Annotated in this window: 14 protein-coding genes and 1 pseudogene; 6 read left to right on the top strand and 9 right to left on the bottom strand. The window is 54.8% G+C overall.

Annotated features, from left to right (window positions below; genetic code table 11):
• Positions 1-23 precede the first annotated feature (23 nt).
• On the bottom strand, positions 24-773 hold the full coding sequence (locus ABWW33_RS00180) for a DsbA family protein (protein ID WP_353397518.1): 750 nt from the start codon (positions 771-773) through the stop codon (positions 24-26).
• On the opposite strand from ABWW33_RS00180, the gene ABWW33_RS00175 reads away from it, so the two are divergent.
• A complete protein-coding gene (locus ABWW33_RS00175; RefSeq protein ID WP_353397515.1) occupies positions 772-1710 on the top strand; it encodes a LysR family transcriptional regulator in 939 nt (312 codons plus the stop codon). The two genes, ABWW33_RS00180 and ABWW33_RS00175, sit on opposite strands and share 2 nt — an antisense overlap.
• A 69-nt stretch (positions 1711-1779) precedes the next feature.
• Here the strand turns inward: ABWW33_RS00175 and ABWW33_RS00170 are convergent, their stop codons facing one another.
• Positions 1780-2808 carry a substrate-binding periplasmic protein gene (locus tag ABWW33_RS00170; RefSeq protein WP_353397512.1) on the bottom strand — a complete coding sequence of 343 codons (1029 nt, stop codon included), beginning with the start codon at positions 2806-2808 and terminating at the stop codon, positions 1780-1782.
• Positions 2809-3165: 357 nt separating this feature from the next.
• A complete protein-coding gene (locus ABWW33_RS00165; RefSeq protein WP_353397510.1) occupies positions 3166-4191 on the bottom strand; it encodes a carbon-nitrogen hydrolase family protein in 1026 nt (341 codons plus the stop codon).
• 317 nt (positions 4192-4508) lie between these two features.
• On the opposite strand from ABWW33_RS00165, the gene ABWW33_RS00160 reads away from it, so the two are divergent.
• A complete protein-coding gene (locus ABWW33_RS00160) occupies positions 4509-5297 on the top strand; it encodes an IclR family transcriptional regulator (protein ID WP_353397507.1) in 789 nt (262 codons plus the stop codon).
• A 45-nt stretch (positions 5298-5342) separates the two neighbouring features.
• On the opposite strand, the gene ABWW33_RS00155 is transcribed toward ABWW33_RS00160, so the two are convergent.
• The 4 genes from ABWW33_RS00155 to ABWW33_RS00140 form a co-directional block, all read right to left on the bottom strand.
• Positions 5343-6581, bottom strand: coding sequence for a multidrug effflux MFS transporter (locus ABWW33_RS00155; protein WP_353397504.1), 1239 nt, complete (start codon positions 6579-6581; stop codon positions 5343-5345).
• Positions 6582-6791: 210 nt separating this feature from the next.
• Positions 6792-7007: a DUF2783 domain-containing protein gene (locus tag ABWW33_RS00150; protein ID WP_353397501.1), complete on the bottom strand. Its 216-nt coding sequence runs from the start codon at positions 7005-7007 to the stop codon at positions 6792-6794.
• On the bottom strand, positions 7004-8662 hold the full coding sequence (locus ABWW33_RS00145; protein ID WP_353397498.1) for an FAD-dependent oxidoreductase: 1659 nt from the start codon (positions 8660-8662) through the stop codon (positions 7004-7006). Before ABWW33_RS00145 ends, ABWW33_RS00150 begins: the two co-directional genes overlap by 4 nt.
• Positions 8663-8713: 51 nt before the next feature.
• Positions 8714-9676, bottom strand: a complete 963-nt coding sequence (locus ABWW33_RS00140) for an MBL fold metallo-hydrolase (protein WP_353397495.1) — start codon at positions 9674-9676, stop codon at positions 8714-8716.
• A 97-nt stretch (positions 9677-9773) separates the two neighbouring features.
• Here ABWW33_RS00140 and ABWW33_RS00135 point away from each other — a divergent pair, with 97 nt between their 5' ends.
• Positions 9774-10697, top strand: a complete 924-nt coding sequence (locus ABWW33_RS00135; protein ID WP_353397492.1) for a LysR family transcriptional regulator — start codon at positions 9774-9776, stop codon at positions 10695-10697.
• An 8-nt stretch (positions 10698-10705) separates the two neighbouring features.
• Here the strand turns inward: ABWW33_RS00135 and ABWW33_RS00130 are convergent, their stop codons facing one another.
• Positions 10706-11608 (bottom strand): LysR family transcriptional regulator, encoded by a 903-nt coding sequence (locus tag ABWW33_RS00130; protein ID WP_353397489.1) that lies wholly within the window; start codon positions 11606-11608, stop codon positions 10706-10708.
• A gap of 106 nt (positions 11609-11714) precedes the next feature.
• Here ABWW33_RS00130 and hmgA point away from each other — a divergent pair, with 106 nt between their 5' ends.
• Both hmgA and fahA read left to right on the top strand, forming a co-directional pair.
• Positions 11715-13025, top strand: coding sequence for a homogentisate 1,2-dioxygenase (gene hmgA / locus ABWW33_RS00125; RefSeq protein ID WP_353397486.1), 1311 nt, complete (start codon positions 11715-11717; stop codon positions 13023-13025).
• A complete protein-coding gene (gene fahA / locus ABWW33_RS00120; RefSeq protein ID WP_353397483.1) occupies positions 13022-14341 on the top strand; it encodes a fumarylacetoacetase in 1320 nt (439 codons plus the stop codon). The genes hmgA and fahA overlap by 4 nt, the downstream gene beginning before the upstream one ends.
• A 199-nt stretch (positions 14342-14540) precedes the next feature.
• Here fahA and ABWW33_RS00115 read toward each other — a convergent pair.
• A pseudogene (locus ABWW33_RS00115) lies at positions 14541-14963 on the bottom strand (transposase); the annotation flags it as partial.
• A gap of 227 nt (positions 14964-15190) precedes the next feature.
• On the opposite strand from ABWW33_RS00115, the gene ABWW33_RS00110 reads away from it, so the two are divergent.
• Complete coding sequence (locus tag ABWW33_RS00110; protein WP_353397480.1) at positions 15191-16543, top strand: DUF1329 domain-containing protein; 1353 nt, start codon at positions 15191-15193, stop codon at positions 16541-16543.
• Positions 16544-16560: the final 17 nt, after the last annotated feature.

The following is a 16560-nucleotide window of genomic DNA, read 5'->3' as shown; positions in this document are numbered from 1 at the left end:
AATTAAAATTTAGCAAGAACCATTCACTGCACCAACAGGTCGTCCAGCCACATATTCAAGACCTCGACAGACGTGCCCGTCGCCGGCAATTTATGTGCACCAGTCTCCTCAACGAAAAGTAGAGTCGGGAACGACGCAACCTGAAACATCGAAGCCTGCGCGAAATCTGCTTTTGCAGCCGCCTTTGCAGTTCCGTCGGTCATCTGGGCCAATACCTTTTCAACGTCCAGGCCATTCGCTTTGGCGATATCGGCGACGGTTTCGTGGTCGGAGAGACTGCGACCGTGAACATAGAATTTTTCCTGCAGCAAATGCACCCAATCGATGGCACGCTCCGGATCTTGGGCACGAAGGGCTGCATGAGCAATCGCGGCATCCGTTGAGTCCGTGACTATGGTGCCCTCCTCCAGAAGACGAAGGTAATTGTCCCCAAAGTGTGCGCCGGTCAGTTCCGCGATGCGTGCGTTGGCAGCAGGGATGTGGGGATAGGCCGCGATTGCTGCAGCGCGTGGCCCGACAAACAACCCTCCGCTGATTGCGGTGAATCGCACACGATGTCGATTTTCCTGCTCGAACTTAGCGAGTATGTCCTTAAAGCCCCAACACCAGCCGCAGTAAACATCTGCGACATAGACGACTGTTGGCGTTTCGCCAAAATTGCTCATTTCTTCTCCAAATATCAAGTCAGCTACCAGAGCACTATATTTGCTCCCAATAAATAGATAAACTATCTCCATAGGAAATAACCGTCCCAATTCTTGCACCAATTCCATGGATCGCCTGACTCTCGCCAAGGTATTTATCGAAATCGTTGATCGCGGGAGCCTGACTGCGGCCGCCAATTCGCTCGAAATCTCTCGATCAATGGCGAGTCGATACCTGGATGAACTTGAAGACTGGCTCGGTGCCCGCTTGCTTCATCGAACAACGCGCAAAATCAGCTTGAGCAATGCGGTGGAGCAGGCGCTACCTCGACTGCGGGAAATGCTAGACCTAGCCTCGGATGTGCAGTCGATCACGAGTCGACATGCGCAAGAAGTACAGGGACGCCTGCGCATCACGACATCCACCGCATTCGCCGAAGCTCAACTTGCGCATGCGTTGGTAGACTTTCAGCAGCTGCACCCTGGTGTCGAGGTCGATCTAATTGTTCTGGATCGCAAAATCAACCTGGTTGAAGAGCGAGTTGACCTAGCGATACGCCTAAGCAATCACGTCGATCCAGGAATCATTGCGCGTCGATTGGCGGTATGCCGTTCGGTATTGTGTGCAACGCCGGCCTACCTGCAGCGCCAGGGCCATCCGACTGACGTCAACGACCTCCGCTCGCATCGCTGCGTCCTCCATAGCGGCGCCACCGCACTCAATTTGGCCTCGCTCCACAAGGGAGAGATCCACGCCATCCCTGCGAAAGGCATCCTTAGTTGCAACGAGACTTCTGTGTTACGGACTATGGTGCTCGCCGGCGCGGGCATCGCGATGCTGCCGACTTTTTACGTTGGAGACGACTTGCTACAGGGGCGGCTAGAACTTGTGCTGCCAAGTTATGAATTGCCACCGATAGACATCCAAACCGTCTACCTCTCGAGGCGGCATCAACCAAAGCCATTGCGACTCCTGATTCAGTTCTTAGTCGAGCGATTCGGTGGCTCTGTGGCGCCTTGGGATACGAAGTTGCACAAGCTACTTGGAAACGAAGCATACGATTGAGTCCGAGCGGCATCGGGAACGCCCCTTATAACGCAACCGCAACAAGGTATCGACCTAGGGCTCAGATGACTATAGGCAGACCTCAGTTCTCGGGGTGTTGGTCAGCGATACGCGGCAAGATTTATGCGCCTGTGGCCCGTGAGACTGAGACACTGGGCTCGGTGTGACGGCGGATGCTTTAGGCGACTGAAGTTGCAGATGCTCGCGCAACAATGCCTTGAACTTTGGAGCGGAAAAAGCCTTGAGGGCGGCCTGCTCGAAGCGAGCCACGACTTCCTTATCGGTCTTCAGCGAATAGGCCATCCTGAATGACTCGACTGGCATCGGCAAGGGCAGCAGGCGAATCGGTATGCGTTCTTGACGCGCAACAAATTGCGGCGAATAGGGATTCAAGAAGAATGCTCCGTCAAGCCGGCCAGCAGCCAGTTTGCGCAAATTGCTTTGCTGCCAGGTTTGATTCGTAGTCTTCTCTACATACGCACCGTAGCTTTCGAATAGCGAAATAACATCGGCCCGGCCCGAACCGGTCCAGCCCAGTCTCATACCGCACAGCTGATGCAGATCACTGAGATCGTACAGTGCCGAGTCTGGACGCACAGCCAGATGCGGCTGCACTTGCAAAAAGGCCCACTTAAACAGCCCATACTTCGTATTACCATCCAAGGTTCCCGGCATGATCAGCACTATATCCAGCGAACCACTTTCCAAGCTTGCCACCGATCGCTCCAGGGACACTGGCGCCTCCCATTTTATCGGCCATGGAAGCTGAGGCTGTATCTCGGTTTTAATAAACTCTACCAACAAGCCTTCCAAGCCCCCCCCATTTGCCATCACAAATGGGGCGACGACAAAGCCACCTACGTGCAATTCGGCAGCCAGTGCATTGGGGCGCAGTGATAGAAATAATATGATCCAAAAAAGTCGCATGGCGTGGTGGCCGAACGATGTCACCAAAGGGGACGGCGCCAGCCTGAACATGTCAATCTCCCTGGCCTGACTGTTTGCCTGGTTCCGCTGTTGCATGGCAAAGGCGTTTACCTGGTCCAGCGCGTTGTTTTGCAGGATAATGCCGTTCACCCGGGTGATGGCCTGATTCACTTGTTCACTGCAGGCCGACTGAATCTAATCGGCCCCGTCTTCGATCTTGTCGATCGAGTCTTAGATGAGGTGTTGACTGCCTGGCGATCGAGGCCGAACGTTAAGCCAGTTTTCGTACTTCCGCCAGTCTCTACTTCGAGCGACCAGCTAGAGCAATATTGCATCTGGTGTTGGTGGCGAAAACCCATGCCACGGAAATTCAGACTGAGTTCGTGAAAACTAATTCTGCTTGAGCACGAAACGCTCGGATGACAAACTTCTGGGCGATTGTTTCCGCGAAGCTCGGTCAATCTAGTTTGTCATTGAACGTCTCACGCATCCCGGCAAAATACTATTACCCACTACCCGGGGATTCGCTTAGGACGTGCCCCGGCCCTCCGACTGCTCATTGACATTTTCCTGTTGGTCCAGCGGCAGGGAAAAATACTCGACCGGATTCGACTTGCGCTTATTGATCAACAGACGGGTTACGTCAGGTCGCGAATAGTGACCCGCAGGATCAGCCACCGACTTGGCCAACGTAATGGCGCTGAGGTCGATGTCGGCAATCAGGAGCCCCTCTTGGTCTTCAGGCAGCTTTTCGCACAGCGACGAGCCATCTGGGCCGTAGATGACAGTGTGGGCGCCACCTACATGCAGAAGCGAATGCTTGTCCGGTGTATCGCACAGCAAGTCAATAATTTCTGCGGACACAACAGAACACGGCGCCAATACGAAGCACGAACCTTCAACGGCATAAACGCGGCTAACGGCGTTATTAACCTCCGCTCCCAAAGAGAAAGCGAACGGCTCGTACAGAGAAAAACTAGGCCAGGCGCCAATGTGAATCTGTTCGTTCTGAGCGTACATCGCATACTTGGACAGAGGCTGCAGATGTTCCCAGCAGCACAGAGCACCAACGCGGCCGATAGGTAGGTCGTGCACCGTCAAATCGCTACCATCTCCTTCGCCAAACAGTGTACGCTCAACGTGCGTCGGCTTCAATTTGCGACGGCGCGCCACATCTTTGCCGTCTGGACCGATTATCCACTGAGCGATGTAAAGACTACTACCTCCTCGCTCAGAGTGTCCCATCACCACATAAATACGGTTTCGCTTGGCTGCCTCACGCAGCTTATCCGCTTCTGGGCTGTCGTAACGCAGAGAGTTCTCGGCGTATCGGGTTACAAAGCCACGTCCCATGCCCCACGCCGGGGTGCCCAGCCACAGCCAGTACGGGTAGCCAGGCAGCCAAGTCTCGGGGAAGGCAATCAGTTCGACTCCGGCCGCACCAGCTTCGTCAATCAGCTTAATCGCCTTGGCGACTCCGGCTTGCAAATCGAGGAACGCCGGAGCGGCTTGGACGGCGGCTACTTTCAGCGTGTTTTTGTTTTGTACAGACATTCGTTGCTCCAAGAACAGTTATTGTGATTTCACAGCCCGAACTAGCGGCCTGAATCGTTGCTGGTTATCGGATGGCACCTTTATCGGCTTCCGATTCTAAAGGATTCTGCATTACCGGAGTGCATCTGAGAATCGCGAAGATTCGCTAACTCCTGAAGCCATCAAACCGGCTACGCTTCCACCTGTAGCAAGACTGAAGTTCGCCATATAGATGATGAACGTCATCGATAGTCAATCTTTGACTCCGAACGAATCATTCTCTATTATCTAGTCGCTTCAAATTCCTATAATGCAGACACTAACGGCACCTCCTTAAAATGACAGAACAAACAAAATCGCGTCGTGGCATCCAGTCGGTTGAGGTCGGCGGGAAGCTACTCAATGCGCTGGTGGATAACTCAGGTCCGATGACTTTGAGCGAGCTTGCACGACATGGAGGCATGCTGGCATCAAAAGCACATCCTTACCTGGTTAGCTTCTGTAACCTGGGACTTGTTGAGCAGGACCCGGTCACAGGCCTTTACGGACTCGGGCCCTTTGCCATCCAAATGGGACTAGTCGGGCTCCAGCAACTCAGCCCAATTCGGCTAGCCATCCCTGAAATTACTAAACTGGCTGACACACTCGAACTCACCGTCGCATTAGCAGTCTGGGGATCCCACGGCCCGACTATTACGTACATCGTTGAATCACCACAGCCCGTTCAGATTGCGATGCGTCCTGGGTCTGTGATGTCTTTGCTCGGTACGGCAACAGGACTTGCATTCTCTGCATTTATGCCTCCAAAGCTGGTTCAAAGGATGATCGAAAGAGAGGTCGGTGACTCAGCCGTTCTCGCCCAAACGAAATCTCTCGCATCCCAAGATAAGCTAGATGCAACCTTAAACGAAATTCGTACTCGCAACATGGCTCGCGTCCAAAACGAACCCATCCCCGGCGTCAGCGCGCTTTCAGCACCAGTGTTCAACCATGCCCACTCCATGGTGTTGGCAATCACGGTAAGCGGTTCTTCGCTCACCTTCGATGCCGGCTGGGACGGCCATATCGCTAAGGCGCTCAGGGAAACCGCCGACCATCTTTCTCGCGTACTCGGACACAATCCGTAAGGAGCGCGCTTCCCACAAGCACGAGCGCCTTGGCCGGCAGTCAAGTTAGATTCGAATTTGGCGATTGCACTCATCAGCGACTCCCCTAAGAGCGTTTTTGCGGTAAACCATCTGTCCCAGGACAGATGTCGATGCAGCCACGACAATCACGATCGCCATCGGTCGCCCACTACCGTCGTGCATCAAACTAACCGCCATACTGGCCAGAGCACCGAGCCCGAATTGCGCGGCGCCAAACAGTGCTGCGCATGCTCCCGTATTATCCGGATAGCGTGCCATCAACAGCCCCACCCCATTCGCCCCCAAAAGACCGGTCATGCTTACCACGGCAAACAGCGCACAAATCACCAGCCATGTACCAGCATGCAGTAGGGTTGCGGCTATTAAACCCAGCGCCCCGAACAAGGCGACTCTGCTTCCCCAGCGCATCATCGCTTCCGGTCCCCGCTTAGCCGACTGCTGGCGGTTCAAATAGTTTGCGAGGAAGATGCCGAACGCATTTGCAGCAAATACGATACTGTACTGTGCAGGAGCAAAGCCATTGAGTTCAATAAAATAGAACGGACCAGCGGTGATGTAAGCAAACATCCCGGCAAAAGAGGCGCCTCCTGCCAACAACACCCCTATCGCAGTGCTATCGCCAATAAGCCTGCGATACACAGCAAAGACCGCAGACATAGACGTCTGCACGCGACGTTCCGGTGGTAGAGATTCAGGCACCCTGGTCCAGACGATAAACGCGCCAAAAAGTGCCCAGACAGCCAACGCACCAAACGTCCCTCGCCATCCGAATAGCACCATCAACCCGCTACCTGTTAGCGGGGCAACCAAGGGAGCAATCGCGCTTACCATGGCGATCAGCGAAAAAACCGGGATCGCACGCGGCCCTGGAAAAACGTCACGCGCCACCGCACGAGACAGAACAAACACCGCACCTGCTCCAAGCGCCTGAATAAAGCGAGCTGCAATTAGTTGATCGATAGAGCTCGCCGACATACATGCAACGCTGGAAAGCGCGAACAGCACAATGCCCAAAAAGAGGACGTTCCGCCGGCCAACTCGATCGGAAACAGGACCGGAGAACAACATCCCCAGCATGAATCCGGCGAGGAATAACGTGACCGACATCTGAACCAAATCTGTCGTTGCATTCAAAGAAGAGGCGATCGTCGGCAATGCTGGTAGGTATAAGTCAATTGCCAGAGGCGCGAAGGCTGCCAGCGCGCCAAGCAAGACCGCAATCTTGCGCTCACTGGGATGGTAAATTACCGCGGATGAGTTCACTGGCTACGATTCCTTCTAACCCTGGTCAATCTGACGAACCGAAATTTCACTGCGAGGCCTCAGTTGCGCATGATTCCCAAAGCGCGCAATTCCATGTTTCGCACCAGGCAAACTGAGCACGCCTGCTGTATTAGGAATCGAGCATGCGCCTATCCAAAAGCAACTCCGACCACGACACGGCCCCTTGGTCTTACAGGAGCCGTGTCACTCTTACTGAGACTGGCTTGCCTCGACGGTCACTCGTGCCAATACAAAGGCCTCGCGCAGTACATCCGGGTCACCAATATGGTTCGAAAGCAGAAGGATCAACTGAGCATTGAGCATCTTGCTTTGCTCCTCCGTCAAGTCATGGTGCGAGTCCACGAGCATTTCATAGAACTCGTCGTAGTCATCAAGATTGACATTGAGATTCAATCGGCTGTTCATGCGCTCTCCAATTCATTACAAGTAGCGCGCGCCACCGCATCACGGACTGCATCTACATCGAAGGAACGCCAACGAGCACAGACGTGCTGATCCGGACGCAACAGGTAATACGTGCCCGGCACAGCGTCGTAGCGAGAAGCAAACAGCCCGTCACCGTCGACCAGAGCTCCTGGCAGACCTCTCTTGTTAGACGTCACAATCAAAGTGCGAACCGGAACACGATCGCCGGCCAATTCTGCAAAGTCAGGCACCTGCTCCTCATCACCAGCAAAATAGACACCGGTGAATTCGCCCCCCAGGTGCCGCAGTAACCAAGTAGCGCAGCTCTGTTCAAGAAGAGGAGCATCAGCTGCCGGGGATCCCGGTCGCATCGCTTTGGCGAAAGAGTCTTTGTCCGGGGTGTTCAGCATCGAATTTCCATATGTCGATGGCATCGACAGGCGACCACTATTAACCAGCTTCCGAGCAAACGGCTGCGTCTTCGCGAGCTGCAGCACAGCATCCCGGAACAGTCGACTGACTTCGCTCTTTGGGGTGATGAAGTCGGTAGACCGAGTCGAGTTTCTGATGTTTTCATCGGCCGCGTACTCTCGTTCACGGGCATAGGTATCCAATAGAGACGGAGGAGCTTTCTCTTGGATTACCATGCGTAGCTTCCACGCCAAGTTGTCTGCATCCTGGACACCGCTATTGGCACCACGAGCGCCGAACGGAGATACACCATGTGCAGAATCGCCCGCAAACAGCACACGACCATGACGGAACTCGTCCATTCGCAAACAGCAAAAGGTATAAACGCTGACCCATTCCAGCTCGAAATTCGCGTCCATACCAAGCAGAGCGCGAATACGAGGAAGAACCCGCTCTGGCTGCCGTTCGGCGACCGGATCAGCGTCCCAACCCAGCTGAAAGTCGATGCGCCAGACGTTGTCCGGTTGACGATGCAAGAGCACTGATTGCCCCGGATGGAATGGCGGATCAAACCAGAACCAACGCTCCGTGGGGAAGTCTGCCGTCATTTTGACGTCCGCAATTAGGAAGCGGTCACGGAAAACGCGCCCCTTGCTCTCCAAACCCATCAAACCGCGTACCGCACTCTTGCCACCATCCGCCGCAACAATATATTCAGCCTGGAGCTTGTACTCTCCTTCAGGCGTTTCGACGGACAACTCAACGTATTCCGGGTGCTGCACCAGGCCAGTCACACGGTTACGCCAGCGCAACTCCAGTTGAGGAAGCTCTTGGGCACGTTCGTACAAATAGCCTTCCACATAGTATTGCTGCAAGTTAATGAACGCTGGGCGCTCATGGCCTTGTTCCGGCAGTAAATCAAATCTGTAAACCTCTTCGTCGCCCATAAATACACGACCTACGTTCCAGCGAACACCCTTGTTCGCCATGCGCTCACCACATTGCAGGCGATCGAAGACTTCCAGCGTTCGCTTCGCAAAGCAGATGGCGCGCGAGCCGATGGACAACTTATTGTCGTCATCAAGCAGAACCACCGAAATGCCCTGCTGTGCCAGATCGATTGCTGCTGCCAGCCCAACTGGGCCAGCGCCGACCACGACTACCGGATAGCGTACGACAAGATTGCTCGCGCTGAGGGGATGCGGCTCATATTCGAACTCACGCCGCTGATAATCAGTATCCATAATATGTCCAGGAGTTAATCGTCTTAACTAATGTTGGCAAGTTGCTCGAACTTAGGTCTGCAACGAATGCCACATTTCCTGATCGCGCTCGGCGGTCCAGATGCGCGGATGCTTGATTCCTTTAGCTTCATCGTAGGCACGAGTGACATCGAACGGAAGGCAGTGCTCGTAAATAAACACGTGGCCGAACTTTGGATCCATCCTGCTACGCGTGTAAGCCATCGCTTCCTTCAGCGACTTTCCAGCACGGACGGCTTCTTTGGTACTTTGAAGGAGCGTACTGACGAAGTCCTTCGTGTAATCAATGCCGGCATTCACCTGCTCGGGGTTTACCAGTGCCGGACCTCGTCCAGGAACAAGCTTCTCGGCACCCAAGGCACGCAATGCCTCTAAAGTATCCGGCCACTCTTCGAGTTGGGCATCCCCTGTATAAGCGGCTGCTCCATACTCGACCAGGTCGCCCGAGAAGCAGATCCTCTGAGATGGAATCCACGCGATAGTGTCACCCTTGGTGTGCCCCATCCCGATATGGGCGAGACGAACTTCCAGTTTGCCCATGAAAATGGTCATCTCCTTCTCGAACACCATGGTCGGCCAGCTCAAGCCAGGCACCGACTCGACACCGGCGAACAGACGAGGGAAACGCTCGATTTCGGACTTCATGTCTTGCTCACCGCGTTCGACGATCAGTTCGTAGGTCCCACGCGACGCGATAATCTGTTCTGCGCCCTCTTTAAGGTAGGCGGAAGCACCCAGAACACGTACGGCATGGTAGTGCGACAGCACAACGTATTTGATCGGCAAATCCGTCACGCTGCGGATGTGATCAATGAGCGATTGAGCCATCAACGGCGTGGCCGTGGTGTCGATCACCATTACGCTGTCGTCCCCAATGATGACCCCGGAGTTGGGGTCACCTTCAGCGGTATATGCGTAAGCATTGTCGGACAGCTTGATGAAGCTGGTCTTCTTTTCTTCCAAGTCTGCCTGCGACGCAAATTTCTTGCCTGCCATAATGCTATCTCCTCGTATCTGTTACGACCTTAGTGTCGGTAGTCAGACAATACGGGTTGCCGTATTATGTGTAAATCACCACTCATCGATAACCATTATGAATAACATTCATAACACCGATTTAGACCTCAATCTTCTGCCTGTGCTGGATGCACTCTTACGCATTCGAAACGTCAGCCGGGCCGCCCAGGAATTGAATATGTCGCAGAGCGCAGTCAGCCATGCGTTGAAGCGCCTGCGCACCTTCTTTGGTGACCCTCTATTTCTGAAATCCGGTATGGGTATGCAGCCAACGCCTAAGGCGCTGGAATTGCTCGCTCCCGTGCTGGCCGTAATGGGCACCGTGCGCGGCGAATTACTTGTACAAGAAAGCTTTGAAGCCACTCAAGCTCGGCGAACATTTTCGTTGTGCGTAACAGACATGGGCGAGCTGATCTTCCTACCGAAGTTGATCGCACGGCTACGCGAAACCGCACCAGGCTGTACAATACGCACAATGCAGGTCCCCATGCATCAGATTCACGACGTACTGGAGAGTGGGGAAGCCGACGTAGCACTGGGTTCGCTTCATTCGGTGCCCGAAGGCCTATTTCAGCAACTGCTGTTCACTCGATCATTCGTCACGCTAGTCAACCGAAGAAACCGCAAGATTGGTCGGAGTATGACGCGCGATCAATACTTTGAGATGGAGCATATTATTGTGTCGCTGTCAGGTCGTGCCGACGAAGCATATGACGCCATAGTCGACCATTTGGCCGGCCCGCGACGCGTCTATCTCACAACAGCTCACTTTCTGACGGTACCGATGATTATCGAAGAAAACCCCGACCTCATCGCCACAGTGCCAAGCGAGCTGGCGACCAAGTTCGCTACCTTCAAGAGCATCAAAGCAGTGGAGACGCCGGTCAATGTACCGCCGTTTGCAATCAAACAGCATTGGCACCCGCGCTTCCAGCATGACGCAGCCAACAGCTGGCTACGACGGGAGATCAAGGAAGTTTTCGATACTATTCCCGAATAATAATGGCATTATTCGGCGAACAAGCTAACGACCAGGTCGCGCAACCAGCGCCCTCCCTCATCTTGATGGTAGCGACGGTGCCAGAACATATTCGTCTGTAGCCCAGGTAGCGCTAGCGGAGGCTCAAGGACCTGCAACTGGAATGGGCCAGCCGCTCGTTCTGCTAATTTTTGTGGGACTGTGGCCACCAAATCTGTGGTGCTGACGACGTAAGGAACTGCGGCAAAATGCGGCACACTGAATGCAGTCTCGAGCGACACGCCGGCGCGTTCCAGCGCCTCATTAATGCCATGATATGGGCTCTCCATAGCCGTAACGACCAGGTGTCGCTCGCGGCGGAAATGTTCAAGCGTCACCCCTCCCTCCCCCAAGCGATGCCCTACTCGGAATACGCTGACGCATGACTGCCGAAATAGGCGCCGCTGATAGAAAACGCTCGGAGCATCTTCAAAAGCGCCGATTGCCAGATCCACCCGCCCTACCTCCATAGCCGCACGCAAATCACTTGTGTTGGCGCGGACTGTCGCGATCTCTGCGTTTGGCGCAAGCGTCGCGCAGCGTTCGACGAGCTTCGGCATGAAGTACATTTCACCAACGTCGGACATGGCAATGGTGAATCTCCGGCGAGTACTGGTCGGTACGAATGGCTGCTCTGGCTTGAAGGCGAACTCCAATTGTGCAAGCGCGGCAGCCACCGGCTCAGCCATCCGCTCGGCATAGGGCGTCGGCTGCATTCCGCCAGTTGTACGAACAAATAACTCGTCACCGGTACTCTTGCGCAATCGCGTCAACGCGTTGCTGACAGCGGACTGCGTAAGGCGCAGCCGCTTGGCAGCGGCTGAAATCTGGCGCTCACAAAATATCTCCTGAAATACCAGCAACAGATTCAGATCCAGCTCACGCAGTTCCATATTCTCGAGTATTCACACTATAAATAGTCATAATTTTTCTATTTATATCGCAAATCCCACGGCATTGCACTAAATTCGTTGATGGAACTAGTCAACAGGAGACCGCATGAACACCCCTCAACAACGTCCAAGCTATCAATCAGGCTTTGGCAACGAATTCGCCACCGAGGCACTGCCTGGTGCGCTCCCGCCTCACCAGAACTCTCCTCAGCGCGTGCCTTTGGGCCTCTACGCTGAGCAGTTTTCTGGAACCGCATTTACGGCCCCTCGTGCTCACAACCGCCGCAGCTGGCTGTATCGAATCCGGCCGGCGGCAATGCACCAGCCTTTCCGGAAAATAGGAAATAGCCGGATTACGAGCCGCTTCGACGAAGTGGCGGTGCCTCCCAATCAGTTACGCTGGGACCCGATTCCCTATCCATCGTCCCCTACCGATTTCATTGACGGCTGGGTGACTATGGCCGGAAATGGATCGCCGGCAAATCAAAGTGGCTGCGCGATTCATATGTACGCGGCAAACCTCTCGATGGAGGAGCGCTATTTCTACAGCGCCGATGGAGAGCTATTGATCGTGCCTCAGGAAGGTCGTCTGCATATCGCCACCGAACTGGGGGTAATCGACTTGGAACCTCAAGAAATTGCGGTCATTCCGCGTGGTGTCCGTTTCCAGGTCAGGTTGCTTGATACTGTCGCCCGTGGGTATATTTGCGAAAACTTCGGGGCTCTTCTGCGCCTGCCGGACATGGGACCGATCGGCTCTAACGGCCTCGCAAATCCACGCGACTTCTTAACCCCGACCGCTTCCTACGAGGATAAAGAGGGGGACTTTGAGTTGGTTGCCAAGTTTGGTGGCAATCTGTGGAGCGCCGCGATTGGACACTCTCCATTAGACGTCGTCGCTTGGCACGGTAACTACGCCCCGTATAAATACGACCTGCGTCGCTTCAATACCATCGGGTCAATCAGTTACGATCATCCGGATCCGTCGATTTTCCTTGTACTTCATGCGCCCTCAGACTCGCCGGGTGTCGACACGCTTGACTTTGTAATTTTTCCGCCGCGTTGGCTTGCAGCAGAGGATACCTTCCGCCCGCCTTGGTTCCACCGAAATGTCGCAAGTGAATTCATGGGTCTGATTCATGGACAGTACGACGCGAAGTCAGAAGGGTTCCGTCCTGGTGGTGCAAGCCTTCACAACTGCATGAGCGGACACGGACCCGATGTTCCTACGTTTGAGAAGGCAAGCTCTGCAGACACCGCTACGCCGCACAAAGTCGACGCCACCATGGCATTCATGTTTGAGACTCGCGACGTTATCTGCCCGACTGCATACGCCCTCGACTCACCGCAACTCCAGCCAGACTACTACCAGTGCTGGGCGGGATTTAACAAATACTTCAAGGACCAACAGGCATGAACATCGCACTGAACGAAACCCACGATCCCGCACTCAATAGCTGGGTAGAATCGGCAAATACGCCAGATACCGATTTCCCAATTCAAAATCTCCCCTTCTGCGTTTTTCGCGTAAAAGGGAGCAATCGAGCCTTTCGCGGCGGCATCGCAATCGGGGATCAAATCCTTGACCTTACCGAACTGGACGATGCCCTGGCAGATGCGTCTACAACTGCACGCAACGCAGCTGCATTGGCTATGACCGACAACTTGAATTTGCTGATGGCCGCGGGGCAGCCAGCCTGGTCCGCTTTGCGCCTGGAGCTGTCCCGATTACTGCGTAGTGGCTCCAAACCGCTGCATTCCGCACTGGTTGCGCAGGCGGATGCGGAGTACAAGCTACCTGCAGCAATCGGTGACTACACTGACTTTTACACTTCGATTCATCACGCGACGTCTGTTGGAAAGCTATTCCGACCAGACAATCCTTTACTACCGAACTACAAATGGGTGCCAATTGGCTACCACGGCCGCGCATCAACGATCGGAGTCTCTGGCCAAGAGTTTCAGCGCCCATTGGGTCAAACTCGCCCGACCAGCGAGAACGGCGCTCCAGTCTTCGGACCGAGCCGACGCATGGACTACGAGTTGGAGGTCGGCATCTTCACCGGTCCAGGCAACAAGTCTGGTACTCCGATTGACATCCAAAACGCCGAAGCGCATATATTCGGACTCTGTCTGCTAAATGATTGGTCCGCGCGCGATTTCCAGGTATGGGAGTATCAACCGCTTGGGCCCTTCCTGTCGAAGAACTTCGCCACGACCATCTCACCCTGGATCGTTACGCTTGAAGCACTTGCCCCCTATCGCACGAGTTGGCAGCGCCCGTCCTCGGACCCACAGCCACTGCCGTATCTAGACAGTACGGAGCTTCGTAACGCGGGCGGCTTTGACATCGAGCTGGAAGTTCAACTGCAGACAAGCAAAATGCGCCAAGAAAGCCTTGCTCCCGTTCGCATTTCGCGCACAAATTTCCGTCACTCCTACTGGGCGGTCGCTCAGCTGGTCGCACACCATACCGTCAACGGCTGCGCGCTTCAATCGGGCGACCTGCTAGGCTCCGGTACCCAATCGGGACCAGAACCCGCCGAAGCCGGGTCATTACTAGAGCTGAGCTTAGGAGGGGTTCAACCGATTGGCCTGCCAAATGGCGAACAACGTGTTTTCCTCGAAGATGGAGACTCCGTAGTAATGCGCGGGTGCGCAAGCCGTGATGGTTACCGCCGTATCGGATTTGGCACTGTCTCGGGTACAGTTTTACCTGCAAGGCAGCCCTAAAAATTCGCAGCCCGATCAGGGCATTCGGCGAATCATCTAGTGCGCATGGCTTACAGTATCCGAGCCATGCGCCACTAAGCGGCGAATTCCATTTCGTGATTGTGTCCCCAGGCGTGGTGTATGAGTTGTAATTCCTGGGAGGCTGGGCTCCCGCTCAGCTGATCACGGCGGAAAGCCGTGTCGGCTGCGTTTCATAGAGCTACTGCAGGCCTTCGAGCTGCATGTAGCGCCGCTGTAAAGACCATTCATCGTTCTGTTCCAACATGATAGCGCCGACAAGGCGGATGACGGCACGCTCATTGGGGAAGATACCCACGACGTTGGTACGTCGCTTGACCTCGGCGTTTAGTCGCTCCAATGGATTGGAAGTACGCAACTGGACCCGATGCGCGCTCGGAAACGCCATGTAGGCCAGCACGTCGTGCTCGGCCACGTCCATCATGTCGGCCAGCTTGGGCAATTTAGCGCGCAGATGGTCGGTGACGCAACGCCATTTGACACTGGCCGCCTCCGCCGTCTCCTCGGCGAAAATCGTGTTGATCAAGGCCACCAGCGCCTGGCGCTGGCCTTTGTTGGCGTGCACCAGGGCGTTGCGCATGAAGTGCCATCCGAAACGGCACTGCATTCCTCAAATATATCCCTTTAAACGAAAGGCTTAGCGAATGTTCGCGATTGCTCCCCCATTCGGGGCCGACTAGAGTGCATCTTCGACCGGCAACACATGTTGGCTATCAGCCGTCGATGTAGGCGCAGAAGCCTATGCCAACTAACGGCACCACTAGGCGGAGCGCGACTACATCTCATCCAGTGTGCGGCACACATTTTAATAATCTGTCTTTGGAGTACAGCATGACGAAGAAAAACATCCTACTGGCGATCTTCGCTGGCGCGCTCGCAGGTGGCAACGTCGCATCTGCAGCAGTAACTGCAGATGAAGCGGCCAAGCTCAAGAGCAGCCTGACCCCTCTGGGTGGGGAGAAAGCCGGCAACAAGGACGGCTCCATCCCAGCCTGGGACGGTGGCTGGACTAAACCAGTACCAGGCAAGAAGTTGGGCGACGTCCCGGTGGAATTGTTCGCCAACGAAAAGCCGATTGCGCAAATCAATGCAAAAAACATGGCGCAGTACGCGGACAAACTCAGCGAAGGCGTGAAGGCGTTGATGAAGAAATACCCGGAGACCTTCCGCATTGACGTATATCCGACACATCGCACCGCGGCCGCACCATCATGGACTTACGAGAACACATTCAAGAATGCGACACAGTGCAAGTTGAAGGATGGCGGATTCTCGGTGGAAGGCTGCTACGGCGGCATTCCATTCCCCATTCCAAAAGATGGCGCGGAGCTGATCTGGAACTTCCTGCTTCGCGTAGAGGCCGAGTCCATCGACCTGGGCTTCAAGAACATCGTGGTGAACTCCGATGGATCACGCACCCTTGCAACCCGAAATGATGAGGCCTTCCAGTTCCCGTACAACTTCAAGGACGGCTCTGCCGCGAAATGGAATGGCGAATACGTCATGCTCCGCTTTATCACTACGGCCCCGCCATTTAAAGTCGGTGAATCGCTCGTCATTCGCGACAACATCACCGCCAAGGACTCGCGCAACGCGTGGCAATACCTGGTTGGCCAACGCCGCGTTCGACGCGCACCGACCGTCGGCTTCGACACCCCTGACTTCGTGGCCTCCGGTTCGAACTATTTTGATGAAGTCAAAGGGTTCTTAGGTCACCCAGAACGCTATACCTGGAAACTGCTAGGCAAAAAGGAAATGTATATCCCTTATAACACCAACGGATTGCTCGCCGCTAAGGTGGATGAGGCGGTTTCCAAGAACCATCTGAACCCGGACAAGCTCCGGTGGGAACTGCATAGGGTCTGGGAAGTCGAGGCAGTCGTTGCGTCCGGCAAGCGCCACGCCGTGCCAAAACGGAAATTCTACTTCGATGAGGACACCTATGTTGTGACGTTGGTGGATGGCTTTGACGCAGAGGGCAAGCTCTGGCGCACTTCGATGACGACGCCCTTTGTTGAGCCCGCTATCCCCGCTGTCGTGACCCTGCCAGTTGCCGTCTTCAACCTTCAGGCAGGAACCATGAGCGTAGTGCAGATGTTGAATGAAGAATACTACAAGGTCGTGCCGAAGCGGCCCGACAGCTACTTTACCGGCGACGCGATCGCCGGCGACGGTGCCCGGTAAGGCACGTCTCTTGTCAA

The organism is Duganella hordei (assembly GCF_040369125.1).
Taxonomy (GTDB): domain Bacteria; phylum Pseudomonadota; class Gammaproteobacteria; order Burkholderiales; family Burkholderiaceae_D; genus Rugamonas; species Rugamonas hordei.
The sequence above is the reverse complement of the archived record's forward strand: the minus strand, read 5'-3'. Positions and strand labels throughout refer to the sequence as shown.